The sequence below is a fragment of the Citrobacter sp. CK180 genome, from assembly GCF_030333655.1.
Taxonomy (GTDB): Bacteria; Pseudomonadota; Gammaproteobacteria; order Enterobacterales; family Enterobacteriaceae; genus Citrobacter_B; species Citrobacter_B koseri.
Genome location: NZ_JAOWFM010000054.1, coordinates 188,694 through 214,129 on the forward strand (window position 1 = coordinate 188,694; position 25,436 = coordinate 214,129).

The 25,436-nt window shown below is 52.5% G+C and carries 24 protein-coding genes, 1 pseudogene and 1 other annotated feature; of the genes and pseudogenes, 11 read left to right on the top strand and 14 right to left on the bottom strand.

What is annotated here, in order from left to right; genetic code table 11:
• Positions 1–111: 111 nt before the first annotated feature.
• A complete protein-coding gene (gene adhE, locus OGV50_RS17620) occupies positions 112–2,787 on the bottom strand; it encodes a bifunctional acetaldehyde-CoA/alcohol dehydrogenase (protein WP_047463440.1) in 2,676 nt (891 codons plus the stop codon).
• Positions 2,788–3,264: 477 nt separating this feature from the next.
• Between adhE and OGV50_RS17625 the strand changes: the two genes are divergently transcribed.
• From OGV50_RS17625 to oppF, 6 genes are all read left to right on the top strand, one after another.
• The gene (locus OGV50_RS17625) at positions 3,265–3,912 is read left to right on the top strand and encodes a YchE family NAAT transporter (RefSeq protein ID WP_024130298.1); all 648 of its coding nucleotides are present in this window, start codon (positions 3,265–3,267) and stop codon (positions 3,910–3,912) included.
• A 771-nt stretch (positions 3,913–4,683) separates the two neighbouring features.
• A complete protein-coding gene (oppA, locus tag OGV50_RS17630) occupies positions 4,684–6,315 on the top strand; it encodes an oligopeptide ABC transporter substrate-binding protein OppA (protein ID WP_012132200.1) in 1,632 nt (543 codons plus the stop codon).
• 123 nt (positions 6,316–6,438) lie between these two features.
• A complete protein-coding gene (gene oppB, locus OGV50_RS17635; protein ID WP_012132201.1) occupies positions 6,439–7,359 on the top strand; it encodes an oligopeptide ABC transporter permease OppB in 921 nt (306 codons plus the stop codon).
• 14 nt (positions 7,360–7,373) lie between these two features.
• Complete coding sequence (oppC, locus tag OGV50_RS17640; protein WP_115626731.1) at positions 7,374–8,282, top strand: oligopeptide ABC transporter permease OppC; 909 nt, start codon at positions 7,374–7,376, stop codon at positions 8,280–8,282.
• An 11-nt stretch (positions 8,283–8,293) separates the two neighbouring features.
• Entirely contained in the window at positions 8,294–9,307 is a 1,014-nt protein-coding gene (gene oppD / locus OGV50_RS17645; protein ID WP_012132203.1) for a murein tripeptide/oligopeptide ABC transporter ATP-binding protein OppD, read from the top strand.
• Positions 9,304–10,308, top strand: coding sequence for a murein tripeptide/oligopeptide ABC transporter ATP-binding protein OppF (gene oppF / locus OGV50_RS17650; RefSeq protein ID WP_012132204.1), 1,005 nt, complete (start codon positions 9,304–9,306; stop codon positions 10,306–10,308). Before oppD ends, oppF begins: the two co-directional genes overlap by 4 nt.
• A 64-nt stretch (positions 10,309–10,372) precedes the next feature.
• Here oppF and OGV50_RS17655 read toward each other — a convergent pair whose 3' ends face one another.
• Both OGV50_RS17655 and cls read right to left on the bottom strand, forming a co-directional pair.
• Positions 10,373–10,702: an HI1450 family dsDNA-mimic protein gene (locus OGV50_RS17655; protein ID WP_012132205.1), complete on the bottom strand. Its 330-nt coding sequence runs from the start codon at positions 10,700–10,702 to the stop codon at positions 10,373–10,375.
• A 34-nt stretch (positions 10,703–10,736) separates the two neighbouring features.
• Positions 10,737–12,197 (bottom strand): cardiolipin synthase, encoded by a 1,461-nt coding sequence (gene cls, locus OGV50_RS17660; protein ID WP_012132206.1) that lies wholly within the window; start codon positions 12,195–12,197, stop codon positions 10,737–10,739.
• 142 nt (positions 12,198–12,339) lie between these two features.
• Between cls and OGV50_RS17665 the strand changes: the two genes are divergently transcribed.
• Positions 12,340–12,513: a YciY family protein gene (locus tag OGV50_RS17665; RefSeq protein ID WP_012132207.1), complete on the top strand. Its 174-nt coding sequence runs from the start codon at positions 12,340–12,342 to the stop codon at positions 12,511–12,513.
• A gap of 50 nt (positions 12,514–12,563) precedes the next feature.
• On the opposite strand, the gene OGV50_RS17670 is transcribed toward OGV50_RS17665, so the two are convergent.
• Positions 12,564–12,860 carry a YciI family protein gene (locus tag OGV50_RS17670; protein WP_047463520.1) on the bottom strand — a complete coding sequence of 99 codons (297 nt, stop codon included), beginning with the start codon at positions 12,858–12,860 and terminating at the stop codon, positions 12,564–12,566.
• Between the two features lie 224 nt (positions 12,861–13,084).
• On the opposite strand from OGV50_RS17670, the gene tonB reads away from it, so the two are divergent.
• Positions 13,085–13,801 carry a TonB system transport protein TonB gene (gene tonB, locus OGV50_RS17675; protein ID WP_200090981.1) on the top strand — a complete coding sequence of 239 codons (717 nt, stop codon included), beginning with the start codon at positions 13,085–13,087 and terminating at the stop codon, positions 13,799–13,801.
• Between the two features lie 57 nt (positions 13,802–13,858).
• Here tonB and yciA read toward each other — a convergent pair whose 3' ends face one another.
• The 4 genes and pseudogenes from yciA to OGV50_RS17695 all read right to left on the bottom strand — a co-directional run.
• Positions 13,859–14,260 (bottom strand): acyl-CoA thioester hydrolase YciA, encoded by a 402-nt coding sequence (gene yciA, locus OGV50_RS17680; protein WP_286488669.1) that lies wholly within the window; start codon positions 14,258–14,260, stop codon positions 13,859–13,861.
• 130 nt (positions 14,261–14,390) lie between these two features.
• A complete protein-coding gene (locus OGV50_RS17685) occupies positions 14,391–14,930 on the bottom strand; it encodes a septation protein A (protein ID WP_012132211.1) in 540 nt (179 codons plus the stop codon).
• Positions 14,931–14,985: 55 nt separating this feature from the next.
• Entirely contained in the window at positions 14,986–15,729 is a 744-nt protein-coding gene (locus tag OGV50_RS17690; RefSeq protein WP_012132212.1) for a YciC family protein, read from the bottom strand.
• Positions 15,730–15,754: 25 nt separating this feature from the next.
• Positions 15,755–15,844 (bottom strand): annotated as a pseudogene (locus OGV50_RS17695) (YkgJ family cysteine cluster protein); the annotation flags it as partial.
• Positions 15,845–16,094: 250 nt separating this feature from the next.
• Here OGV50_RS17695 and ompW point away from each other — a divergent pair.
• The 3 genes from ompW to OGV50_RS17710 all read left to right on the top strand — a co-directional run bounded on the left by ompW (position 16,095) and on the right by OGV50_RS17710 (position 18,678).
• On the top strand, positions 16,095–16,733 hold the full coding sequence (gene ompW, locus OGV50_RS17700) for an outer membrane protein OmpW (RefSeq protein ID WP_047463524.1): 639 nt from the start codon (positions 16,095–16,097) through the stop codon (positions 16,731–16,733).
• A gap of 125 nt (positions 16,734–16,858) precedes the next feature.
• Positions 16,859–17,134, top strand: coding sequence for a hypothetical protein (locus OGV50_RS17705; RefSeq protein WP_200090655.1), 276 nt, complete (start codon positions 16,859–16,861; stop codon positions 17,132–17,134).
• Between the two features lie 74 nt (positions 17,135–17,208).
• Positions 17,209–18,678 carry a GGDEF domain-containing protein gene (locus OGV50_RS17710; RefSeq protein ID WP_200075776.1) on the top strand — a complete coding sequence of 490 codons (1,470 nt, stop codon included), beginning with the start codon at positions 17,209–17,211 and terminating at the stop codon, positions 18,676–18,678.
• 51 nt (positions 18,679–18,729) lie between these two features.
• Here the strand turns inward: OGV50_RS17710 and trpA are convergent, their stop codons facing one another.
• The 6 genes from trpA to trpL all read right to left on the bottom strand — a co-directional run bounded on the left by trpA (position 18,730) and on the right by trpL (position 25,398).
• Complete coding sequence (gene trpA / locus OGV50_RS17715; RefSeq protein WP_200090654.1) at positions 18,730–19,536, bottom strand: tryptophan synthase subunit alpha; 807 nt, start codon at positions 19,534–19,536, stop codon at positions 18,730–18,732.
• A complete protein-coding gene (gene trpB, locus OGV50_RS17720; protein WP_012132217.1) occupies positions 19,536–20,729 on the bottom strand; it encodes a tryptophan synthase subunit beta in 1,194 nt (397 codons plus the stop codon). The genes trpA and trpB overlap by 1 nt, the downstream gene beginning before the upstream one ends.
• Before the next feature lie 10 nt (positions 20,730–20,739).
• Positions 20,740–22,098, bottom strand: coding sequence for a bifunctional indole-3-glycerol-phosphate synthase TrpC/phosphoribosylanthranilate isomerase TrpF (gene trpCF / locus OGV50_RS17725; protein ID WP_200090979.1), 1,359 nt, complete (start codon positions 22,096–22,098; stop codon positions 20,740–20,742).
• A gap of 3 nt (positions 22,099–22,101) precedes the next feature.
• Positions 22,102–23,697, bottom strand: a complete 1,596-nt coding sequence (gene trpD / locus OGV50_RS17730; protein ID WP_012132219.1) for a bifunctional anthranilate synthase glutamate amidotransferase component TrpG/anthranilate phosphoribosyltransferase TrpD — start codon at positions 23,695–23,697, stop codon at positions 22,102–22,104.
• On the bottom strand, positions 23,697–25,259 hold the full coding sequence (locus OGV50_RS17735; RefSeq protein WP_200090653.1) for an anthranilate synthase component 1: 1,563 nt from the start codon (positions 25,257–25,259) through the stop codon (positions 23,697–23,699). Before OGV50_RS17735 ends, trpD begins: the two co-directional genes overlap by 1 nt.
• 23 nt (positions 25,260–25,282) lie before the next feature.
• Positions 25,283–25,377: a sequence feature (Trp leader region), on the bottom strand.
• Positions 25,354–25,398, bottom strand: coding sequence for a trp operon leader peptide (gene trpL, locus OGV50_RS17740; RefSeq protein ID WP_012905981.1), 45 nt, complete (start codon positions 25,396–25,398; stop codon positions 25,354–25,356). It overlaps the preceding feature by 24 nt.
• Positions 25,399–25,436: the final 38 nt, after the last annotated feature.

Sequence of the window (25,436 nt, forward strand, 5' to 3'; positions counted from 1 at the left end):
ACAACATTACGCAGAACCTGTAGGCCTGATAAGGCGCTTGTGCCGCCATCAGGCAAAAAAAAAAGCCCCCGAAGACGGGGGCTTTTTCAGAATGTCGCCTGGGCTAACGAATTAAGCAGATTTCTTCGCTTTCTTGTCAGCTTTCGGTGCGGCAGCTTCTTTCTTCGCAGCAACTTCACCTTCAGTGAATTCACGGCCGTAGTAGGTATCCAGCAGAATCTGTTTCAGCTCGGAGATCAGCGGGTAACGCGGGTTAGCGCCGGTGCACTGGTCATCGAATGCATCTTCAGACAGCTTGTCTACATGAGCCAGGAAGTCAGCTTCCTGCACGCCAGCTTCACGGATAGACTTAGGAATACCCAGTTCCGCTTTCACACTTTCCAGCCATGCCAGCAGTTTCTCGATCTTAGCGGCAGTACGGTCGCCCGGTGCGCTCAGACCCAGATGGTCGGCGATTTCTGCATAGCGACGGCGAGCCTGCGGACGGTCATACTGGCTGAACGCAGTCTGCTTGGTCGGGTTGTCGTTCGCGTTGTAACGGATAACGTTACAAATCAGCAGGGCGTTTGCCAGACCGTGCGGAATGTGGAACTGAGAACCCAGTTTATGCGCCATAGAGTGGCACACACCCAGGAAGGCGTTCGCAAACGCGATACCGGCGATAGTCGCTGCACTGTGAACGCGTTCACGCGCTACCGGGTTTTTAGACCCTTCGTGGTAGGACGCTGGCAGGTTTTCTTTCAGCAGTTTCAGCGCCTGCAAAGCCTGACCGTCAGAGAACTCAGATGCCAGTACGGAAACGTAGGCTTCCAGAGCGTGAGTGACCGCATCCAGACCACCGAAAGCACACAGAGACTTCGGCATGTCCATAACCAGGTTCGCATCGACAATCGCCATATCCGGCGTCAGCGCATAGTCTGCCAGCGGATATTTCTGACCGGTCGCATCGTCGGTAACAACAGCAAACGGCGTTACTTCAGAACCAGTACCGGAAGTGGTAGTGATTGCGACCATTTTCGCTTTCACGCCCATTTTCGGGAACTTGTAGATACGTTTACGGATGTCCATAAAGCGCAGCGCCAGTTCTTCGAAGTGGGTTTCAGGATGTTCGTACATGACCCACATGATTTTCGCCGCATCCATCGGGGAGCCGCCGCCCAGCGCGATGATCACGTCTGGTTTGAAGGAGTTCGCCAGCTCTGCGCCTTTACGAACGATAGTCAGCGTCGGGTCAGCTTCAACTTCAAAGAAGACTTCAGTTTCAACGCCAGCCGCTTTCAGCACGGAGGTGATCTGGTCAGCATAGCCATTGTTGAACAGGAAACGGTCGGTCACGATGAGCGCACGTTTGTGGCCATCAGTAATCACTTCATCCAGCGCGATTGGCAGAGAGCCACGGCGGAAGTAGATAGATTTCGGAAGTTTGTGCCACAACATGTTTTCAGCTCGCTTAGCAACGGTTTTCTTGTTGATCAGGTGTTTCGGACCAACGTTTTCAGAGATGGAGTTACCACCCCAGGAACCACAACCCAGAGTCAGGGAAGGTGCGAGTTTGAAGTTATACAGGTCGCCGATACCACCCTGAGAAGCCGGGGTGTTAATCAGGATACGCGCGGTTTTCATCATCTGACCGAAGTAAGCAACGCGTTCTGGCTGGTTGTCCTGGTCGGTGTACAGGCAGGAGGTATGACCGATACCGCCCATTGCAACCAGTTTTTCTGCTTTATCAACAGCGTCTTCGAAGTCTTTAGCGCGATACATTGCCAGCGTCGGAGACAGTTTTTCGTGAGCGAACGGTTCGCTATCATCAACAGCCGTTACTTCGCCGATCAGAATCTTAGTGGTTTCTGGTACGGTGAAGCCTGCCAGTTCAGCAATTTTATATGCCGGTTGACCAACGATAGCCGCGTTCAGCGCGCCATTTTTCAGGATAACGTCCTGAACGGCTTTCAGCTCTTTGCCTTGCAGCAGGTAGCCGCCGTGGCTGGCGAAACGTTCGCGAACTGCGTCATAAACGGAGTCAACAACAACAACGGACTGTTCAGATGCACAGATTACGCCGTTATCGAAAGTTTTGGACATCAGTACGGAAGCCACCGCACGTTTGATATCTGCTGTTTCGTCGATAACAACCGGCGTGTTACCTGCACCAACGCCGATAGCCGGTTTACCAGAGCTGTATGCAGCTTTAACCATGCCCGGACCGCCTGTCGCCAGGATCAGGTTGATATCAGGGTGGTGCATCAGCGCGTTAGACAGTTCAACGGAAGGTTGATCGATCCAGCCAATCAGGTCTTTCGGCGCGCCCGCAGCGATAGCCGCCTGCAAAACGATGTCAGCCGCTTTGTTCGTTGCATCTTTGGCGCGCGGATGTGGAGAGAAGATGATTGCGTTACGCGTCTTCAGGCTAATCAGAGACTTAAATATCGCAGTAGACGTCGGGTTAGTGGTCGGTACGATACCGCAGATGATACCAATCGGTTCAGCAATGGTGATAGTTCCGAAGGTGTCGTCTTCAGACAGCACACCACAGGTTTTTTCATCTTTATAGGCGTTATAGATGTATTCGGAGGCGAAGTGGTTTTTAATCACTTTATCTTCGATGATACCCATGCCGGATTCGGCAACGGCCATCTTAGCGAGGGGAATTCGAGCATCTGCGGCAGCCAGAGCGGCGGCGCGGAAGATTTTGTCAACCTGTTCTTGAGTGAAACTGGCATATTCACGCTGGGCTTTTTTCACACGCTCTACGAGTGCGTTAAGTTCAGCGACATTAGTAACAGCCATAATGCTCTCCTGATAATGTTAAACTTTTTTAGTAAATCATCTGCTCGATACGAGAGTATAGACAGATTGACGAAAGTTTGTATAACAGTCTGAAAATCAAACGGTTACTTAACGTCCATTTCGCTCTGATTTACTAAAAGAGCTTAAGCGATAGCGTTATCTAACTCTAACGCGTTACCTCCAGGTGGCGTAAGCAAGGTTACTCACTTCTGAGTAGTAATTGCGTGATCCAGATCAAATTTAAGCAAAGCTGACACCTTTCAGCAGCCCATTTGAGCCATTTCCGCCAAGTGTTAATAAATAGTGGTGATGAATAGAGGTGAAGTTAGCATAATCTACACATATTTATAACACCGAGAAATAGTCGTAATTTCAAGCAGTCAGGAGGTGAAATATGCTGACAAAAGGCGTATCTTCAGCGCGTTTTTCACCATTTTTATCGACATCATTTATCCGGCTAACGTTTCGGAGCTAACCGTGACCCAAACGCTTTTTGATTTTCCTGTTTATTCCAAGTTTTTCATAGGGTTATTTGCGCTGGTAAACCCGGTGGGGATTATCCCCGTCTTTATTAGTATGACCAGCTACCAGACGGCAGCGGCGCGCAACAAAACAAATCTCACGGCAAACCTGTCGGTAGCCATCATTTTGTGGATTTCGCTCTTTCTCGGAGATGGCATTTTGCAACTCTTCGGCATTTCGATCGATTCGTTCAGAATTGCCGGTGGGATTCTGGTGGTGACGATCGCGATGTCGATGATCAGCGGGAAGCTGGGTGAAGATAAGCAAAACAAACAGGAAAAATCAGAGACCGCCATTCGCGAAAGTATTGGCGTGGTTCCGCTGGCCTTACCATTAATGGCAGGGCCGGGGGCCATTAGTTCGACGATTGTGTGGGGAACGCGTTACCACACCATTATGCATTTAATCGGCTTCTCTGTGGCCATCGCTCTGTTTGCGTTTTGTTGTTGGGGAGTGTTCCGCATGGCGCCCTGGCTGGTGCGGTTATTGGGGCAAACGGGCATCAACGTCATTACGCGTATTATGGGCTTGTTGCTGATGGCATTGGGCATTGAATTCATTGTTACGGGGATTAAAGCGATTTTCCCCGGTTTACTGAATTAACGATCCTGACCGATAAAACGGAGCCGCTTCAGGCTCCGTTTCTTTTCCATTATCAGTAAATCTTCTCACTAAAGTTGAAATTCAGCGTTGAAATAATAAAAGATACTGATAATGTTTATGCCTCTTTGTTATTGATTCTATTATAAATTATTCTAATAACACTCACGCCTGCCGTTATGCCGCCTGTTATTTTCTTAACATCATACTCTGGGGCTTGATGAAGGATTATCGAAATGTTATTAGTTATTTCAACGCTCTCTCAGATGAATGTGCTAAATAATAACCAATTGTTAAATTTATGTGCATTTTTGCCTGACGGCAGCAACAGAACGAGGTCAGACTGTGGGTGAGTAGTTAACGTATTGACTGGGCAAATAATTTTTCCTAAACGTCTCTTTTGGAGATGTCTTTCTGGTCAACAATTTTTCCGTAAAAGAGAATTAGTTAACAAATCTGTAAAATGTATTGGCGGTTAAGAAACGCATTTGGTACTTTCCGGCCAGATATTTTGCAGAAGATTTTGCGGTGATGAGAATTATTTTCAATAAGCTTCTTGCACCAGACAGAATAAATGTCCGTCTCTGACAGGGGAGGCGGATACGGAATCGACGTAAGGCGATCGTACGAATCGTCAGAATAAATAAAGTCGGTGATAGCAAAGCAGTAAACGACCTGGCAGCAGCAAAATCTCCAGTGCTGTACAGGACCCTAACGGGATTAAACAGGCTGGTTAAGAAAACCAGTAATTATAATGAGTGGAGTACAAACACAATGTCCAACATCACAAAAAAAAGTTTGCTGGCGGCGGGGATTTTAACTGCGCTAATCGGCGGGAATGTCGCAATGGCCGCAGATGTCCCGGCGGGTGTTCAGCTGTCTGACAAGCAGACGCTGGTTCGCAATAATGGTTCTGAAGTTCAGTCTCTCGACCCACATAAAATTGAGGGTGTCCCGGAGTCAAACGTCAGCCGCGACCTGTTTGAAGGTTTACTGATCAGCGACGTTGAAGGCCACCCGTCACCGGGCGTCGCTGAAAAGTGGGAAAATAAAGATTTTAAAGTCTGGACATTCCATCTGCGTAAAAACGCAAAATGGTCAGACGGCACGCCTGTGACCGCGCACGATTTCGTATATAGCTGGCAGCGCCTGGCGAATCCGAACACCGCATCACCGTATGCCAGCTATTTGCAATACGGGCACATCGCGAATATCGATGACATTATTGCGGGCAAAAAACCGGCGACCGATCTCGGCGTAAAAGCCATCGACGATAATACGTTCGAAGTGACGCTGAGCGAACCGGTGCCTTATTTCTACAAACTGTTGGTTCACCCGTCCGTTTCTCCGGTTCCTAAAGCGGCTGTGGAAAAATTTGGCGAGAAATGGACCCAACCTGCGAATATCGTGACCAACGGCGCGTATAAACTCAAAAACTGGGTCGTCAACGAGCGGATTGTTCTGGAACGTAATACCCAGTACTGGGATAACGATAAAACGGTTATCAACCAGGTGACTTATCTGCCAATCTCTTCTGAAGTAACTGATGTGAACCGCTACCGCAGCGGTGAAATCGACATGACCTATAACAACATGCCGATTGAGTTATTCCAGAAGCTGAAAAAAGAGATCCCAAATGAAGTGCGCGTTGACCCGTATCTGTGCACTTACTATTACGAAATTAATAACCAGAAAGCGCCGTTTAACGACGTGCGCGTTCGCACCGCGCTGAAACTGGCGATGGATCGCGACATTATCGTTAATAAAGTGAAGAACCAGGGCGATTTGCCAGCCTACAGCTACACCCCTCCGTATACCGATGGCGCGAAACTGGTCGAGCCTGAGTGGTTCACATGGTCACAGGAAAAACGTAACGAAGAAGCGAAAAAACTGCTGGCGGAAGCCGGTTATACCGCCGATAAGCCGTTAACGTTTGACCTGCTGTACAACACCTCCGATCTGCATAAAAAACTGGCGATCGCGGTCGCATCAATCTGGAAGAAAAACCTGGGCGCCAACGTGAAGCTGGAAAACCAGGAGTGGAAAACCTTCCTTGATACCCGTCATCAGGGGACGTTTGATGTCGCGCGTGCGGGCTGGTGTGCAGACTACAATGAACCGACGTCCTTCCTGAACACCATGCTGTCCGACAGCTCAAACAACACCGCTCACTATAAGAGCCCGGAGTTTGACAAGCTGATTGCCGACACGCTGAAAGTGACCGACGAAGCGCAACGCACCGAGTTGTATGCCAAAGCGGAACAGCAGCTTGATAAAGATTCTGCGATTGTGCCGCTCTATTACTATGTGAACGCGCGTCTGGTGAAACCGTGGGTAGGCGGCTATACCGGTAAAGACCCGATGGATAATATCTACGTTAAGAACTTGTATATTATCAAGCATTAATGGCAAAGCGTGGGGCAAATGTGTTTTGCCCCACAGTGTCTTATTTTCATCGCACTATAAACATCTCTCTTTCAGTGCGTCTGAATGACGAGATGTAAAGGCACACGCCAGAAGGTACGGGCAATGTTAAAATTTATTTTACGTCGCTGTCTGGAAGCGATTCCGACGCTTTTTATACTTATTACGATTTCGTTCTTTATGATGCGTCTCGCACCGGGAAGCCCTTTCACCGGAGAGCGCGCATTACCACCGGAAGTGCTGGCGAATATCGAAGCGAAATACCATCTTAATGATCCCATCATGACGCAGTACTTCAGCTATCTGAAACAACTGGCGCATGGCGATTTTGGGCCTTCGTTTAAATATAAGGACTATACGGTCAACGATCTGGTGGCGTCGAGTTTCCCGGTTTCGGCGAAGCTGGGTGCAGCCGCCTTTTTCCTTGCCGTGATTATTGGCGTGAGCGCGGGCGTGATTGCGGCGCTGAAACAAAATACGCGCTGGGATTATACGGTGATGGGGGTGGCAATGACCGGGGTCGTGATTCCCAGTTTCGTGGTCGCCCCCTTATTAGTCATGATATTTGCCATCACCTTAAAATGGCTGCCCGGCGGCGGCTGGAATGGCGGGGCGCTGAAATTTATGATTCTGCCGATGGTCGCACTGTCGCTCGCCTATATCGCCAGTATCGCCCGTATTACCCGTGGCTCCATGATTGAAGTGTTGCACTCCAACTTTATCCGTACCGCGCGCGCAAAAGGTTTGCCGATGCGCCGGATTATCTTCCGTCATGCCTTAAAACCGGCGTTGTTACCCGTACTGTCTTATATGGGCCCGGCCTTTGTCGGTATCATTACGGGTTCAATGGTTATCGAGACGATTTATGGTTTGCCGGGTATCGGGCAACTTTTCGTGAACGGGGCGCTGAACCGTGACTATTCGCTGGTGCTGAGTCTGACCATTCTCGTCGGTACGCTCACCATTCTGTTTAATGCGATTGTCGATGTGCTGTACGCCGTTATCGACCCGAAAATTCGTTACTGATACTGGAGCTCGCTATGATGTTAAGTAAGAAAAACAGCGAGACGCTGGAGAATTTCAGTGAGAAGCTGGAGGTTGAAGGGCGCAGCCTGTGGCAGGATGCTCGCCGTCGTTTTATGCATAACCGCGCAGCGGTGGCCAGCCTTATCGTTCTGGTCACCATCGCGCTGTTTGTCACACTGGCGCCGATGCTGTCACAGTTCACCTATTTCGATACGGACTGGGGCATGATGTCCAGCGCGCCGGATATGGAGTCGGGCCACTATTTTGGTACGGACTCCTCCGGTCGCGATCTGCTGGTTCGTGTGGCGATAGGCGGGCGAATCTCGCTGATGGTCGGCATTGCTGCCGCGTTGGTGGCGGTGGTTGTCGGTACGCTGTACGGGTCGCTGTCCGGCTATCTTGGCGGCAAAATTGACTCCGTAATGATGCGTCTGCTGGAAATCCTCAACTCCTTTCCGTTTATGTTCTTCGTCATTTTGCTGGTGACCTTCTTCGGCCAAAACATCCTGCTGATTTTTGTGGCGATCGGGATGGTCTCCTGGCTGGATATGGCGCGTATCGTTCGCGGGCAGACGTTAAGCCTGAAACGCAAAGAGTTTATCGAAGCGGCGCAGGTTGGCGGGGTTTCAACGGTCAGCATTGTTGTGCGTCATATTGTGCCGAACGTGCTGGGCGTGGTGGTGGTTTATGCATCGCTGCTGGTGCCGAGCATGATCCTGTTTGAATCCTTCCTCAGCTTTCTGGGTTTAGGGACGCAGGAGCCGCTGAGCAGTTGGGGCGCATTGTTGAGCGATGGTGCGAACTCTATGGAGGTCTCTCCCTGGTTGCTGCTGTTCCCGGCGTGTTTTCTCGTTGTGACCTTATTCTGTTTTAACTTTATCGGCGATGGCCTGCGTGACGCCCTCGACCCGAAAGATCGTTAAGGAGTGCAGCCATGAGCGTAATTGAAACCTCAACCGCGCCACTCGCGCAACAACGGGCTAACGCACTGCTGGACGTGAAAGATCTTCGCGTGACGTTTAGTACACCCGACGGCGATGTGACGGCCGTAAACGACCTGAACTTTACGCTGCGTGCCGGGGAGACCTTAGGCATTGTTGGCGAGTCAGGTTCAGGCAAATCGCAAACGGCGTTTGCGTTGATGGGGCTGCTGGCGGCGAATGGCCGCATTGGTGGTTCTGCGACGTTTAACGGCCGCGAAATTCTCAACCTGCCGGAGCGTGAACTCAACAGGCTGCGCGCTGAACAAATCTCAATGATTTTTCAGGACCCAATGACCTCTCTTAACCCGTATATGCGGGTTGGCGAGCAGTTAATGGAAGTGCTGATGCTGCATAAAGGTATGAGCAAGGCCGAAGCGTTTGAAGAGTCTGTCAGAATGCTGGACGCGGTGAAAATGCCGGAAGCGCGGAAACGGATGAAGATGTATCCGCATGAGTTTTCCGGCGGGATGCGCCAGCGTGTGATGATTGCGATGGCGCTGCTGTGTCGGCCGAAATTACTGATTGCGGATGAACCGACAACCGCGCTGGACGTGACCGTTCAGGCGCAGATCATGACGTTGCTTAATGAACTGAAACGCGAATTTAACACGGCGATTATCATGATTACGCACGACCTTGGCGTCGTGGCCGGTATTTGCGATAAGGTGCTGGTGATGTACGCCGGGCGTACGATGGAATACGGCAAGGCGCGCGACGTCTTTTACCAGCCTGTTCATCCGTATTCTATCGGTTTGCTTAATGCGGTTCCGCGTCTGGATGCCGAAGGGGAAACGATGCTGACCATTCCGGGCAACCCGCCGAACTTGCTGCGCTTGCCTAAAGGGTGTCCATTCCAGCCGCGTTGCCCGTATGCGATGGAGATTTGCAGTTCAACTCCACCCCTGGAGGAGTTCAGTCCGGGGCGTTTGCGCGCCTGCTTTAAACCGGTGGAGGAGCTGGTATGAATGCTGTGACCCAGGAGAGAAAAGTGCTCCTCGAAATTGCCGATCTCAAAGTGCATTTCGATATCAAAGATGGCAAACAGTGGTTCTGGCAGCCGGCGAAAACCCTGAAAGCGGTCGATGGCGTTACGCTGCGATTGTATGAAGGTGAAACGCTGGGGGTGGTTGGGGAATCCGGCTGCGGTAAATCGACCTTTGCGCGAGCGATTATTGGTCTGGTGAAAGCAACCGATGGCCGCGTGGCGTGGTTAGGGAAAGATCTGCTGGGGATGAAACCTGATGAATGGCGGGACGTACGCAGCGATATTCAGATGATTTTCCAGGACCCGCTGGCGTCATTGAACCCACGCATGACCATTGGAGAAATCATCGCTGAACCATTACGCACTTATCATCCCAAATTGCCGCGCCAGGAAGTGCGCGATCGGGTGAAAGCGATGATGATGAAGGTGGGGCTGCTGCCGAATCTGATTAACCGTTACCCGCATGAGTTTTCCGGCGGCCAGTGCCAGCGTATTGGTATCGCGCGTGCTCTGATCCTGGAGCCGAAGCTGATTATTTGCGATGAGCCGGTTTCGGCGCTGGACGTATCGATTCAGGCGCAGGTGGTGAATCTGCTGCAACAGCTACAGCGTGAAATGGGGTTATCGCTGATCTTCATCGCTCACGATCTGGCGGTGGTGAAGCATATTTCCGATCGTGTGCTGGTGATGTACCTGGGTCATGCGGTGGAATTGGGAACCTACGATGAGGTGTATCACAATCCGCTGCACCCTTATACCAAAGCGCTGATGTCCGCCGTGCCGATTCCCGACCCCGATCTGGAAAAGAACAAGACGATTCAGTTGCTGGAAGGAGAATTACCGTCACCCATCAATCCACCGTCGGGGTGTGTTTTCCGCACGCGTTGCCCGATTGCCGGGCCAGAATGTGCGAAAACCCGACCGGTGCTGGAGGGCAGTTTCAGGCATGCGGTTTCCTGCCTGAAGGTGGACCCGCTATAAATTTAAGGGCTGACATGATGTCAGCCCTTTTTTTTGGCACTGGCCCGATCGCTCGACGTCTTTCTTATTCACGCCAAAGGATATGGCAAAGTTTGTGATCTTTTTCGCGGCATAACAGCACACGGGCAAAAATATCGTTAATTTCACCGTCTTCGCTATCCGCCAGGCCAATCACGACTTCGGCAAAAAAGTCAGGGTTGAGGTCAAAATCAACGTGTTCCTGCCAGTCTTCTGACGGATCGAATAACTCCGCGCCGCCGCGCTCTTCGAACTGTAAATTGAACAGAATAATATCTGCCGGATCGAGATTATCTGCCGCCAGTTCGAGAAAAATATCATAAGCCTGCTCAAGCGTTTCATCTTCAGTCAGGCGATTGTTCAGATCCATTTCCATAATGACTACCCGTTTACCATCTCTTGGGCACGTTTTACAGCAACGGACTGAAGAAGTAAAACAGTCGCTCAGTAATCCGCTGCCATAATGGCCGTTTTACCCACAGGCGGGCATCAAGCAGGCGAGAACGTGAAATATAATCATCCTGAACCGCAGCCAGATCGCCGCCGAATCCGGCGTCGTCAATCACCAGCGTGATTTCAAAATTTAACCACAGGCTGCGCATATCCAGGTTCACGGTGCCAACCAGACTCAGCTCGCCATCCACCAGCACGCTCTTGGTGTGCAACAATCCACCTTCAAACTGATAGATTTTGACTCCGGCGGCCAGCAGCTCAGTGAAAAAGGCGCGGCTGGCCCAGCCGACCAGCATGGAGTCATTTTTACGCGGCAGGATGATGCTGACATCCACGCCGCGCTGCGCCGCCGTGCAGATCGCGTGCAATAAATCGTCGCTGGGGACGAAATAGGGCGTTGTCATGATCAGATATTCACGAGCGGAATAGGCTGCCGTCAGCAGCGCCTGGTGAATCAGATCTTCCGGGAAGCCTGGCCCTGAGGCGATAGTATGAATGGTGTGTCCGCTGGCCTGCTCAAACGGCATGATATTGACGTCTGGAGGCGGTGGCAGGATGCGTTTACCCGTTTCGATTTCCCAGTCGCAGGAGTAGACAATCCCCATTGCGGTCGCTACCGGGCCTTCCATTCTTGCCATCAGATCAACCCATTGTCCCACGCCGGCGTCCTGTTTGAAGAAACGCGGATCAACCATATTCATGCTGCCGGTATAGGCGATGTAGTTATCAATCATCACCATCTTGCGGTGCTGACGCAAATCCATACGGCGCAGAAAGACACGCATCAGATTGACTTTCAGCGCCTCAACCACTTCAATTCCGGCGTTACGCATCATGGCCGCCCACGGGCTGCGGAAAAAGGCCACGCTCCCGGCGGAGTCCAGCATCAGACGGCAATGAATGCCGCGTCGCGCCGCCGCCATCAGCGACTCTGCAACCTGATCCGCCATGCCGCCGGGCTGCCAGATGTAGAACACCATCTCAATGTTATGGCGCGCCAGTTGAATGTCGCGGATAAGCGCCTGCATCACATCGTCAGAGTCGGTCAGCAGTTGCAGCTGATTGCCTTTAACGCCAGCGATTCCCTGGCGTCGTTCACACAGCTTAAACAGTGACGAAGCGACGCTGCTGTTCTCTTCGGCGAAAATGTGTTTACAGGCTTTGAGGTCGTTCAGCCACTTAGCGGTGGACGGCCACATCGCTCTGGCGCGTTCGGCGCGGCGTTTCCCTAAATGCAGCTCGCCGAATGATAAATAAGCAATAATCCCTACCAGCGGCAGAATATAGATGATTAAGAGCCAGGCCATCGCGGAGGGAACGGCGCGTCGTTTCATTAAAATACGTAACGTCACACCGGCAATAAGTATCCAGTACCCCAGAATGACCAGCCAACTCACCACTGTGTAGAAGGTTGTCATAAATTTAAAAATCCTTTTGAAAGCGTATTGTTAAGAGTTTACGCATCAGGCTTCATCTGGCAAATAAAAACACCGGAAAAGCGCTGGTCTGCTCCTGACGAGAGGGTATAATGCCTGCTCTGGCACTGTAAGAGTAGTTAACATGAAGCGTAGTAGAACGGAAGTGGGACGCTGGCGCATGCAACGTCAGGCTAGCCGCCGTAAAGCGCGTTGGCTTGAAGGACAATCGCGTCGTAATATGCGTATCCACTCAATCAGAAAATGCATTCTCAATCATCAACGTAACACGTTATTGTTTGCGATTCACAGCATCTGATACAACCAGGGCACCGTATTCGGTGCCCATGAATGCAAACCCCGCCTGATTTAAAAGACTTGTTTATACGGTTTTACAGAAACTTGCGCATACACGCCCGCAGCCACATACGGGTCTGCGTCTGCCCAGGACTGCGCTTCTTCCAGCGATTCGAATTGTGCAATCACGGTTGAGCCGGTAAACCCGGCGGCACCGGGATCGTTGCTGTCGACGGCTGGCATAGGGCCTGCGGTCAACAGTCGGCCCTCATCATGGAGCAGTTGCAGGCGCGCCAGATGGGCAGGGCGGACGGAAAGACGTTTTTCAAGAGAATCGGCGATATCCTGAGCGTAAATGACATACAGCACGGGTAGAGCTCCTTAATCGGTAAAAGTCGTTAATTACGTTATTGGAAAGGTCTTTCAACTGCAACGCAAAGATAACGACTTTGTTAAGACCGTGCATAACACAGGGACTTTTTGCGGTAATATTGCGTTTTAAATGCGGCTTACCGTGATGTCTTATTGAATATGATTGCTATTTGCATTTAAAATCGAGATCTGGTTTTTTAACTGAAACGATTATGACTTCAATGACCCTTGATTTACCTCGTCGCTTTCCCTGGCCGACGTTACTTTCCGTTGGCATTCATGGTGCTGTAGTGGCGGGTCTGCTGTATACCTCGGTACATCAGGTTATTGAACCGTCTGCGCCCGCGCAGCCGATCTCAATCACAATGGTCGCGCCTGTCGATCTTGAGCCACCACAGGCGGTTCAGCCGCCGCCGGAACCCGTCGTCGAACCTGAGCCGGAACCGGAACCTGTTCCTGAGCCGCCAAAAGAGGCGCCGGTGGTGATTGAGAAGCCGAAACCTAAGCCGAAGCCAAAACCTAAACCGGTGAAAAAGGTTCAGGAGCAGCCTAAACGTGATGTTAAGCCTGCTGAACCGCGCCCGGCCGCACCGTTTGAAAATACGGCGCCGTCACGTCCGACAACGAATACCGCAGCGGCAACCAGCAAACCGGCCGTCAGTGTTCCTGCGGGGCCTCGCGCATTGAGCCGCAACCAGCCGCAGTATCCGGCACGAGCGCAAGCGTTGCGTATTGAAGGCCGCGTGAAAGTGAAATTCGACGTCACCTCGGACGGGCGAGTGGAGAATGTTCAGGTGCTTTCCGCTCAGCCAGCGAACATGTTTGAGCGTGAAGTGAAAAACGCGATGCGCAGATGGCGCTATGAAGCAGGGAAACCGGGGTCGGGCTTAGTGGTTAATATCATCTTCCGTCTGAACGGCACCACGCAGATCGAGTAATCGCGATCCCCTTAAATCGTAGAGCGGATAAGGCGGCGCACCGCCTTATCCGGTAATTCATGCCTGAACCAGCAGCGGGCGAGGTTTACCGTCACTGTCTACCGCCACATAGATGAACAGCGCCTCGGTTGCTTTATAACGCTGGCCGATTGGCTCTGACGCCACCTTTTTCACCCACACTTCAATATTAATGCTGACAGACGTTGTGCCGCGTTTAACGCAGCGGGCATAACAGCATACGACGTCGCCTACGGCGACAGGGCGCAGAAAACTCATTCCCTCAACGCGCACGGTCACTACGCGACCATGAGCAATTTCTTTAGCCTGAATCGCGCCGCCAATATCCATTTGTGACATGAGCCAGCCGCCAAAAATATCGCCGTTAGCATTGGTATCGGCGGGCATGGCCAGCGTGCGTAAAACCAGTTCGCCCTGAGGAGCGTTATTTGTTGTTGTCATTGTAGAACCGACTGTGAAGAAAGATTTCAGGCGCGAATGCTACTATGATTTGCGCAGGGAGAACAGAGGGGAAACGTGCGCCAGGCTGGCGTGAAGGGGATGCCAGACCAGACGGTCTGGCAAACAGAACTCAGGATTTATCTTCCTGCGGCAGATGGCGGTAAATGTAGACCCCGCTCAGAAGGGTAAAAATCAGCGTCAGCGCGGTTAAACCGAACACTTTGAAGTTGACCCAGATGTTTTGCGGCAGCCAAAACGCGATGTAGATATTGGCGAGCCCGCAGAGGATGAAAAATACGGCCCATGCCAGGTTCAGCTTAGACCAGACCGGCTGCGGCAACGTCAGTTCTTTCCCTAACATGCGTTGAATCAGCGGCTTTTTCATGACCCACTGGCTTATCAGCAGCGCACCGGCAAACAGGCCGTAAATCACCGTCACCTTCCATTTAATAAACTCATCGTTGTGGAAGAAAATGGTCAGGCCGCCGAACACGGCAACCAGAACGAAAGTGATCAACGCCATCTTTTCGACCTTGCGATAGCGAACCCAACTGTAGATCAACACAATGGCTGTCGCGACAATCAGGGCGGAGGTCGCCGCATAGATGTCGTACAGCTTATAAAAAGCAAAAAAGACAACCAGCGGTAAAAAATCAAGAAACTGCTTCATTCTTCGATTCCGTAATCAAAAGTTTTGGGCAAACCGGCCCTTAACACGTTCAGGGTTATTGGCGAATCAACATATACAGGCGGAACAAATAGATGAGCAATATGGCGGAAATCAAATTGCTCAGCGTATTCGCCAACACTGCGCCAACATTCGGCGTCAGCGCTGCAAAGCTGGGGGCAAACAGCAGCAAGAGCGTTTTCGCCAGTAACCAGCCGATCACCGCCGGAGCGACCAGTCGCATATTAGACCACGCCAGACGCATACTGTTGCGCATGGCGGCAAATACGCCCATCTTGTCCTGAACCAGCATCACCGGCGCAAGCGCCAGCAGAATCGCCATCAAAATCCCCGGTACGACAATCAGCATAATACCGATTTGCACTAACAGGGTAGTCAGAAAAATCAGGACAAACAATTTAGGTAAAACCGGCGCGCTGGCACCGATAGCACGTAATGCGCTGACCCGATGACCGGCGGAAATCAGCTGGATCATCAGCAAAACGCCCCCTGCCAGGATCGCATTGCCAATGAGTCCTGAAAATGTTGATGCCGCTGAAGCCCGTAATAATATTTGCTGCTGTTCCGGCGTCATGTTCTGCACCAGATCGAACAGGCCGACGCTACCGGTCAGATGGTCCCCTTCACTGAGTTGCGCGATTTGGGCATCGCTGGGGGAAAAGGCATGACCTAAAACCACCGTAATAAATGCGCACAGCAACGAAACCAGCAAGATGGTTACAAATTGATTACGGAAAAAGTTCCCCGTGTCACGGTAAACGGACTTCGCCGTGATAGACATGCACTCTCCTTGAGTTTTGCAGGTGTTAATTTGCGGGCAATTGTACCCTGGATAACTCTACAGTGGCAGCATCACGGGGTGTATGGAAAAGCATATCTTTGTAAAGCGCGGGTAATTTTTGCTGCGAAAGCGCCAGCCGTCCTCTCTTTTACAATCCATCCGCCTGGTTGAAAAAGGCCATTTATCACTAAAATTCGGAAAATTTGATTCAAACGGCTTTAACCAGGATTTTAGATGCAAGTTCTAAATTAATCTGGATCAATAAAGGTTAAATTACAGGACCTAATGTGATCTGTATTGGATCACTTATTACTCCATTGTAGGTATATTCGTGACGCATTTATAACCATAACGATGGAGCGGATATGAAAAAGTTAACAGTGGCAGCCCTGGCAGTAAGTACTCTTCTCTCTGGTAGTGCGCTTGCGCATGAGAGCGGTGAGTTTTTTATCCGTGCGGGCTCGGCGACCGTGAGACCGACGGAAGGGGCAGGCGGAACGCTGGGGCATCTGAACGGTTTTGACGTCAGTAACAATACGCAACTCGGTTTGACTTTTACTTATATGGCAACCGACAACATTGGTATTGAACTGCTGGCGGCGACGCCGTTCCGTCATAAAATTGGGACAGGGGATACCGGTGATATCGCTACCGTGCGTCACCTGCCGCCGACATTAATGGCGCAGTGGTACTTTGGCGACGCCAGTAGCAAACTGCGTCCTTATATTGGCGCAGGTGTAAACTACACCACCTTCTTTGACGAAGGTTTCAACAACAATGGTAAAGAGACAGGGTTGTCCGATCTGAGTCTGAAGGATTCCTGGGGAATGGCCGGGCAGGTGGGTATGGATTACCTGATTAACCGGGACTGGTTAATTAACATGTCGGTCTGGTATATGGATATCGATACTACCGCAAGCTATAAACTCGGTGGTGCCCAGCAGCATGACAGCGTCCGCCTCGACCCGTGGGTATTTATGTTCTCTGCCGGTTATCGTTTCTGAGTTTATGTGACCTATCTAAAAAGCGGGCTGTCATACAGCCCGCTTTTTATATTCTGCTGATTTCAACATCATACCTCTCCCTGAGATGCTATCTTTGAAACAAGCCTGTTTTGAGAGCATTGACGATGATAGTAACTCAAACCCTTCTGCAACAAAAAATCGCGACCCTGGAATCGATAGTCAGAGATGAAGAGGCTGAGTTCACTTTACAGGCGCTGCGTATGCTGCTGGATGTAATGCATAAGATTGATGCGCTGGAAGAGAATATTGCTACGCCCGTCCGTTTACCTTATTGCAGTTCGAGTCCGGTTTGTGAGATTGAAGCCGGGTACGCCGCTGGCGTCAGTGACTGCCGTGAGGCTATTCGCAGGGCGGGACACCCGATTGAAGGAGATGATTAATCACTGAAAACTGTACTGTATCAGCAAAATCTACTAACGTATTCGGCCCCGCGATTCAGGCTTAAGGTGCCTCAGTGAAGATTGTTCAGGACAGCCTAAGAAATAGCCAGGCGTTGTTGATGTCAGCGCTTATCACTTTACTTTTTACTTCACTGTATCTCTTTATTATTTACGAACAACGACAGGCCGTTGTGAATGAAGGGATGAGTCGTCTGCAAACGCGGATGATGGATATTTTCAACGATAACGAACTCATCGCCGATGCGACAGGGGTTCGCTATCACCAGATCAAAAATGCCGGGCAGTGCGGCAACCTCTCAAGGTTTTCCCCCAGGGATGCGGATTCATGGGGAATCAATGCCGACCGGGCGCGGATCCATTCCGCAACGGGCACTATTGTTTCCCGTCAGCCCAATATTAACGCTTTATGTATGTTTGCGGCGGCGGAGTTTATTCGGGATCGGATGAACACCCTTAATCCGGGGGATTATGCCGCGCATCGCTACATTATCGCCAAAGATGCCAGCTATTTTTATTGGTTCACGCCAGCAGATGCAAAACCCTTCTATTTTAGCGACTCTAAAATGGCGGGCGATATCACCGACTTTTTCTTACCGCCCGTGGGCTTTTATACGCGTCTGCTGCAAAAGAATGTCAAATCCAAGTCGCTTAGTTCAACGGACTTTTATACGGACAAAATCACGAATGAAAAAGCGTACAGCGTAGTCAGTTATATTTACGATCTTTCTGGAAAAGAGATCTCCGATCATATCGTTGCGTATCTGGTGTATGACCATTCTAAACCTGAGCTACAGGAGGCGCTGACGGAGGCCTTTGAACATCATATTCCACCCGGCCTTAATGTGGCTCTGGTGCATACGCCCACGCAGGAAAATCTCTGCCTGAGCGGTGATTGCCAGCCTGTCGCCGGGGAGTCCATCCGTGCAATGTCCGCAAAATATGCGTTCCATTCTTCACTCTCTCTGCATCGGTTCGTCAGATACGACACGCAGGCCGGGATTGCGATTCTGCTGGCGCCATTCTTCTTTATCCTGATCTTTCTCGGCTTAAAATTCTGGCTGAACGCGAGCGACCTGAAGGTGTATATCGACTCGTTGACGGGCTGCTTTAACCGCAAGATCCTTGATATTGTGAAGCGCAGGGATTTAACGCGCAGCTGCGTGGTGCTGCTGGATTGTAATAAGTTTAAAGCCATCAACGACACCTGGGGGCATGTGGCGGGAGACCGGGCGTTGCAAATCATTGCCAACAGAATGCTCTCTAACACCCGCACCAGTCATGACCTGGTGATTCGTACCGGCGGCGATGAGTTCGTTATTTTGCTTTACCGCGCGCAGATCGGTGACGCGATAGCCATCGCGGAGCGGATAACCGGCCAGATAAATGATTATGCATTTATGGTTGATGGTCATGTTGTACCGCTGTCGGTGTCATGGGGCGTCGCAGAAGTAACCCGCGATCTGGATACGGCTATTCAGGATGCGGATAACGAAATGTACAAAATGAAGCAGATGAGGGAATGACGGGATTGGCCCGATAAGCATGGCATTATCGGGCCTGTTGCCTGCGCAATATTATGCGCGGGTCGCGGCTTTCATTGCCGTGACAAACGCTTTCAGCTCGGTCAGCATCTGCCCGGGGTTTGCGACGTTTTTCTCGATGAGCTTAACGATCGCTGACCCGGAAATCGCCCCGGCGGCGCCGGCTTCAATGGCACCTGTAACCTGTTCCGGGGAAGAGATGCCAAAGCCCTGCAACGGGGGCGCGGCGTTATACTCTTTCAGTTTTTCCACCAGATGATGCAGCGGTAATGCGGCGCGGTTTTCTGCGCCCGTCACGCCTGCCCGCGAAAGCAGATAGGTATAGCCGCGGCCATAAGAGGCTATCTGGCGCAACAGATCGTCATCGGCATTGGGCGGGCAGATGAAAATCGGCGCCACGTTGTAGCGTAATGCCGCCTGACGGAAGGGCGCAGACTCCTCAACAGGCACATCCGCCACCAGTACGGAATCCACGCCGACTTTCTCGCACTGCGCGTAAAATTCGTCGATCCCTTTGCTGAACACCAGGTTGGCGTACATCAGCAGACCAATCGGAATCGTCGGATGTTTCTGACGAATCAGCGCCAGCATCTTAAAGCATTGCGTAGGCGTTACGCCTGCGGCAAACGCGCGCAGCGTGGCTTCCTGGATGGTCGGCCCGTCTGCCAGCGGATCGGAGAACGGAATGCCGAGTTCAAGGGCGTCGGCGCCGGCTTCAATCAGCGTATCAATAATGTTCAGTGACTGTTCAACGGAAGGATCGCCCAGGGTCACGAAGGGGACAAATGCGCCTTCCTTGCGATCCTTCAGCTGTGCAAACAGGTTTTCATAGCGTTCCATCAGATTTCCCCTCGCGCTTTCAGAATATCGTGTACGGTGAAAATGTCTTTGTCGCCGCGACCGGAAAGGTTAACGACCAGCAATTGTTCTTTTTCTGGATTTTCACGCATCATTTTCAGGGCGTGAGCCAGGGCGTGGGACGACTCCAGCGCCGGGATAATCCCTTCATGCAGACAGAGCGTTTTAAAGGCTTCCAGCGCTTCGTCATCGGTGATCGACACATAATCGGCGCGACCAATGCTGTTCAGATACGCGTGCTGCGGCCCAACGGACGGGAAATCCAGCCCGGCGGAAATGGAGTAGGACTCTTCAATTTGCCCTTCCTCGGTTTGCATCATCGGCGCTTTCATGCCGAAATAGATGCCTACGCGCCCATGCTTCAGCGGTGCGCCGTGCTCGCCTGTTTCAATCCCGTGGCCGCCAGGTTCGACGCCAATCAAACCTACGCTGGTTTCGTTGATGAAGTCCGCAAACATGCCGATTGCGTTGGAGCCGCCGCCCACGCAGGCAATCACGGCATCCGGCAGACGACCTTCTTTTTCGAGGATTTGCGCTTTCGTCTCTTCCCCGATCATGCGCTGAAATTCACGGACGATGGTCGGGAACGGGTGCGGGCCTGCCGCAGTACCGAGCATATAGTGCGCGGATTCATAGCTGCCGGACCAGTCGCGAAGCGCTTCGTTGCAGGCGTCTTTCAGGGTGGCGGAGCCGCTGTGTACAGGGATCACTTCCGCGCCCATCAGTCGCATACGAAAGACGTTTGGCGACTGACGCTCGACGTCTTTTGCGCCCATATAGATACGGCATTTCAGACCGAGCAGGGCGCTGGCGAGCGCGGAAGCCACGCCATGCTGACCTGCGCCCGTTTCGGCGATAATCTCTGTTTTACCCATGCGTTTCGCCAGCAGCGCCTGACCCAGTACCTGGTTTGTTTTGTGCGCGCCGCCGTGCAGTAAATCTTCACGCTTCAGATACAGCGTGGTTTTGGTGCCGGCGGTGATATTCTGGCATTTGGTCAGCGCGGTTGGACGGCCTGCATAGTTCTTCAGCAGATCGGCAAACTGGGCCTGAAACTGCGGATCTTTCTGCGCGCTGACGAACGCTTCTTCCAGCTGGCGCAGGGCAGGCATCAGAATCTGCGGGACATACATGCCGCCAAATTCACCAAAGTAGGGATTGAGTAATGTTGTCATGTTTTCTTCCTTAATATGCGCGCAGTGTCTGAAAGACCGAGGCCAGAAGGTGTGCATCTTTGATGCCCGGCTGTGACTCTACACCAGAATTAAAATCGAGACCGGCACAGCCGGTTTTTGCCGCTTCCACGCAGTTGTCTGCGCCTAATCCACCCGCCAGCAATACGTTGTCCAGCGTTTCACCGTTCAATAACGACCAGTCAAAACGTTGGCCGCTGCCGCCCTGGCCGTTATCGAGAACGTACTTATCAACGTGCTGGTAATCACGAGCAGGCAGTGTGTCGCCCACGCTAAGCGCTTTCCAGATTTGTACCTGTTCCGGTAATGCGGCGCGCAGAGCATCGACATAAGCCTGGTCTTCGCTGCCATGCAGTTGCACGGCCTTGAGCGACAAGGTGGTCGCTTTTTCACATACCTCGGTGATAGCGGTATTGCGGAATACGCCGACATATTGCAGGGGGGCGGCGGCTATCACCTCGCGCGCCTGGTCGAGATTTACGACGCGAGGCGACGAGGGAACAAAAATCAGCCCGCCATAAATGGCGCCTGCTTCGTAAGCGGCTTTTGCATCCTGCCCGCGCGTCAGGCCGCAGACTTTGTTCTCGCCAAGCAGCACGCGACGCACGGCGGCGTGCAGATCGGCATGGGACATCAACGCAGAACCGATCAGAAAACCGTTAGCGAAGTGGCTTAGCTCGCGCACCTGTGCATAGGTGTTAATCCCGGACTCGCTGATCACGGTCACGCCGTGCCCCAGTTTTGGCGCAAGTTGACGGGTACGGTTAAGGTCAATCGACAGATCGCGCAGGTCGCGGTTATTAATGCCGACGACTTTCGCACCCAGTGCGATGGCGCGCTCCAGTTCTTCTTCGTTACTGACTTCCGTCAGCACGCCCATTTTCAGACTGTGGGCGACGGCGGAAAGCTGGCGATATTGCTCGTCATCCAGTACGGAGAGCATCAGCAGACAGGCATCGGCCTGGTAGTAACGCGCCAGATAGATTTGGTAAGGATCGATGATGAAGTCCTTACACAGAACCGGCTGCGGCGCGATACGGCTGACAACAGTGAGAAAGTCAAAACTCCCCTGAAAATATTTCTCATCGGTCAGAACGGAAATCGCCGACGCGTAATGTTTATAAACACTGGCAATCTGCGCGGGGTCGAAGTCATCACGAATCACCCCTTTGGAGGGGGACGCTTTTTTACACTCCAGAATAAATGCGGTACGCGTGCCTTGCAGCGCATCATAGAAATGGCGGGCACTTGGTTGAACCTCATTCTGGAAACTGGCTAACGGTTGTTGTTGCTTACGGGCTTCTACCCAGATCGCCTTATCCGCGACGATTTTCGCTAAAACGGTTTGCATCATTTACCCTCTTGCCGCCAGTGCGGTAACCCGGTCATAAGCTGCGCCACTGCGCAGTACATCAATCACAGTTTGCGCATTAGCCTTTAAATCTTCCTTACCATGCAGGCGCATTAACATGGCGACATTCGCAGCGACAGCGGCCTCGTGAGCGGCTTCACCTTTACCTTGTAACAAGCGGGTGAGAATGTCACGGTTTTCTTCCGGCGTGCCGCCTGCCAGCTGTTCCTGGTGATACGGGGTGAGGCCGAAGTCTTCCGCCGTGAGCTGGTAGCTCTTGATTTCGCCGTCGTGCAGTTCAGCCACAATGGTTGGCGCATGCAGCGACACTTCATCCATACCGCCGCTGTGAACCACCGCCGCACGCTGATAACCCAGTACCCGCAGGGTTTCGGCAATGGGCAGCACCAGCTCCGGGCTGTAGACGCCAATCAGCGCCAGCGGCGGGTGAGCCGGGTTGATCAGCGGCCCCAGCACATTGAACAAGGTGCGGGTTTTAAGCTGCTGGCGAACCGGCATCGCATGACGGAAACCCGTATGGTATTTCGGTGCGAACAGGAAGCAGACGCCCAGGTCGTCCAGCGCCTGACGCGATTTATCGGCGTTCATATCCAGATTGATACCGAATGCCGCCAGCAGATCGGACGAACCGGATTTACTGGAGACGCTGCGGTTGCCATGTTTGGCCACCTTCAGTCCGCAGGCCGCCGCCACAAAGGCGCTGGCAGTGGAGATATTGATGCTGTTGCTGCCGTCACCGCCGGTGCCGACAATATCGGCAAACAGATAGTCCGGGCGCGGGAACGGCGCGGCATTTTCCAGCAGCGCGGTAGCGGCGCCAGCGATTTCATTCGGATGTTCGCCACGCACTTTCATACTGACCAGCGCCGCCGCCAGTTGTTCTGGCTTCAGTTCGCCACGGACCACGGCAGAGAAAAGCTGGTGGCTTTCCTGCTGGGTCATGGTTTGCGCCTGGTACAATTTTTCCAGAATCGGTTGCAGCGTATTGGTCGGCTCCAGTTTTTGTTGCGCCCAGGCCAGCGTTTGTTCCAGCAACAGCGCACCTTGCGTAGTAAGAATGGACTCCGGGTGGAACTGAAAACCGCAGACGCGATCTGTGTCGTGACGTACCGCCATCACCATGCCGTTAAAATGGGCGTTAATCGTCAGCCCCGCAGGCACGTTGCTGCCCACCAGAGAGTGATAACGAGCAACCGGCAGCGGGTTCACCAGACCGGCAAACATCGCCTGTCCGTCATGTTCAATGCTCGACGCTTTGCCGTGGAGAATCTCGCCCGCCTGACCGACGTAGCCACCGTAGGCTTCAACAATCGCCTGATGTCCGAGGCAGATGCCGATAATGGGCAGCTTGCCGCGCAGACGGGTCAACAACTCCGGCATACAACCGGCTTCGCTGGGGACGCCTGGTCCAGGAGAAAGCATCAGCACCGGGTTTTTCATCGTCGCAAGACGGTCGATTAAGGTCTGCGCCGGGATATGGTTACGGTAAATCACCACATTGTGGCCGTTGGCCCGTAGCTGATCTGCCAGGTTGTAAGTAAAAGAGTCGATGTTATCGAGCAGCAGAATGTCAGCCATTAGAAAATCTCCTGTGCATGGTGCGCGGTGGCAATAGCACGCAGAACCGCGCGCGCTTTATTACGGGTTTCGTCGGCTTCAGACTGCGGAACAGAATCCAGCACGATTCCGGCACCGGCCTGCACGGTGGCGATGCCGTCTTCCACCAGAGCAGAGCGAATCACAATGCAGGTATCAAGATCGCCATGCGCGGTGAAGTAGCCCACCGCACCGCCATAACTGCCGCGACGACGCCCTTCGGCACCGGCGATAAGCTGCATGGCGCGAACTTTTGGCGCGCCGCTCAGCGTGCCCATATTCATACAGGCGCGATAAGCATGCAGCACATCCAGATCGCTGCGTAATTCACCCACCACGCGGGACACCAGGTGCATAACGAACGAATAACGATCGACTTTCGTCAGGTCGGCAACGTAGCGGCTGCCGGGAGTACAAATGCGCGCCAGATCATTACGCGCCAGATCGACCAGCATCAGGTGTTCAGACAGCTCTTTATGGTCGGTGCGCATCTCCAGCTCAATGCGGCTGTCGAGATCGCGATCCAGCGAGCCGTCGGCACGGCGACCGCGCGGGCGAGTGCCGGCGATGGGGTAAATCTCAATCTGGCGACTGGTCGCGTCGTACTTCAGCGAGCTTTCCGGGGAGGCGCCAAACAGGGTGAAATCGTTATCCTGCATAAAGAACATGTATGGACTTGGGTTGCTCTTTTTCAGTACGTAATAGGCCGCCAGCGGTGACGGGCAGGGTAATGAGAAGCGGCGGGAAGGCACCACCTGGAAAATCTCTCCTGCGCGAATCGCTTTCTGCATGGTACGCACAACGGCGCCAAACTCTTCGTCGCTCTGGCTGCATTCGCAGCGCATTTGCGGCACTGGTGTAACGGGCAACGGCGGCGCGGGTTCGGTTAATTGCTGCGTCAGCTGCGCGAGGCGCGCCGTCAGACGCTGTTTTTCCGCTTCATTATCGGTAAAGAGGCTTGCCTGAATACGGGTGCTTTTCTTCTGATGGTCAATCACCATCAGCGTTTCCGCCAGATAGAAACAGTAATCCGGGCAGCGATTACCGGCTTCCAGTTGCGGTAACGCTTCAAATCCCGCCACCAGGTCATAGGCAAACAAACCGCCGAAAAACATGGCTTCGCGCTCTTCAGCAGGCACATTCACCAGGTTCTGCAACAGACGGAATGCGTCAAATACCGACAGCGAACACAGACGCGCATCCTCATCTAACAGCGGACTTACTGCGGGAAAGTGCAGCTTCCGGCTGCCGGGCAGCGCTGTATTTTCAACGCCTGCGGGCAGCGCGGCATCCAGCAGCGGGAGCAGGGATGCGCCGTTATCCGTTAACGCTTCGATAGTGACAGTGTCACCCACAGCGGTAATACGCAGCGCGCTATCGACCAACAGCAGGCTTTTCAGATCATTTTTACTGTCGATATCAGCGGATTCCAGCAGAAGCGTTGCCGGGCGGTCGCCACAAACCTGATGGAACAACGCCGTCGGGTTCTCACGGTAGGCGGCATTGCAGGAAAGCAATTCGAGTGTTGGTTTTTGTATTTGCATCGTTATTCTCATTCATTCTGTTCAAAAAAAAGCCCGCTCATCTGGCGGGCCGGGTATCTGGTTGCTTATTGCAGACGTCATACACTGCCCGAAATCAGGAAGTGCGCCACCAACCGTGCAGTACGAATGTTGCTTTCATCTCAGATACCTTCTTCATGTGAACTTGCGTACTAGTTA

Excerpts from the sequence above, each read along its gene's own strand:
- adhE (WP_047463440.1), bottom strand. The coding sequence starts at position 2,787 with ATGGCTGTTACTAATGTCGCTGAACTTAACGCACTCGTAGAGCGTGTG.
- oppA (WP_012132200.1), top strand. The coding sequence starts at position 4,684 with ATGTCCAACATCACAAAAAAAAGTTTGCTGGCGGCGGGGATTTTAACT.
- oppB (WP_012132201.1), top strand. The coding sequence starts at position 6,439 with ATGTTAAAATTTATTTTACGTCGCTGTCTGGAAGCGATTCCGACGCTT.
- oppC (WP_115626731.1), top strand. The coding sequence starts at position 7,374 with ATGATGTTAAGTAAGAAAAACAGCGAGACGCTGGAGAATTTCAGTGAG.
- oppD (WP_012132203.1), top strand. The coding sequence starts at position 8,294 with ATGAGCGTAATTGAAACCTCAACCGCGCCACTCGCGCAACAACGGGCT.
- oppF (WP_012132204.1), top strand. The coding sequence starts at position 9,304 with ATGAATGCTGTGACCCAGGAGAGAAAAGTGCTCCTCGAAATTGCCGAT.
- OGV50_RS17655 (WP_012132205.1), bottom strand. The coding sequence starts at position 10,702 with ATGGAAATGGATCTGAACAATCGCCTGACTGAAGATGAAACGCTTGAG.
- cls (WP_012132206.1), bottom strand. The coding sequence starts at position 12,197 with ATGACAACCTTCTACACAGTGGTGAGTTGGCTGGTCATTCTGGGGTAC.
- OGV50_RS17665 (WP_012132207.1), top strand. The coding sequence starts at position 12,340 with ATGAAGCGTAGTAGAACGGAAGTGGGACGCTGGCGCATGCAACGTCAG.
- tonB (WP_200090981.1), top strand. The coding sequence starts at position 13,085 with ATGACCCTTGATTTACCTCGTCGCTTTCCCTGGCCGACGTTACTTTCC.
- yciA (WP_286488669.1), bottom strand. The coding sequence starts at position 14,260 with ATGACAACAACAAATAACGCTCCTCAGGGCGAACTGGTTTTACGCACG.
- OGV50_RS17685 (WP_012132211.1), bottom strand. The coding sequence starts at position 14,930 with ATGAAGCAGTTTCTTGATTTTTTACCGCTGGTTGTCTTTTTTGCTTTT.
- OGV50_RS17690 (WP_012132212.1), bottom strand. The coding sequence starts at position 15,729 with ATGTCTATCACGGCGAAGTCCGTTTACCGTGACACGGGGAACTTTTTC.
- ompW (WP_047463524.1), top strand. The coding sequence starts at position 16,095 with ATGAAAAAGTTAACAGTGGCAGCCCTGGCAGTAAGTACTCTTCTCTCT.
- OGV50_RS17705 (WP_200090655.1), top strand. The coding sequence starts at position 16,859 with ATGATAGTAACTCAAACCCTTCTGCAACAAAAAATCGCGACCCTGGAA.
- trpA (WP_200090654.1), bottom strand. The coding sequence starts at position 19,536 with ATGGAACGCTATGAAAACCTGTTTGCACAGCTGAAGGATCGCAAGGAA.
- trpB (WP_012132217.1), bottom strand. The coding sequence starts at position 20,729 with ATGACAACATTACTCAATCCCTACTTTGGTGAATTTGGCGGCATGTAT.
- trpCF (WP_200090979.1), bottom strand. The coding sequence starts at position 22,098 with ATGCAAACCGTTTTAGCGAAAATCGTCGCGGATAAGGCGATCTGGGTA.
- trpD (WP_012132219.1), bottom strand. The coding sequence starts at position 23,697 with ATGGCTGACATTCTGCTGCTCGATAACATCGACTCTTTTACTTACAAC.
- OGV50_RS17735 (WP_200090653.1), bottom strand. The coding sequence starts at position 25,259 with ATGCAAATACAAAAACCAACACTCGAATTGCTTTCCTGCAATGCCGCC.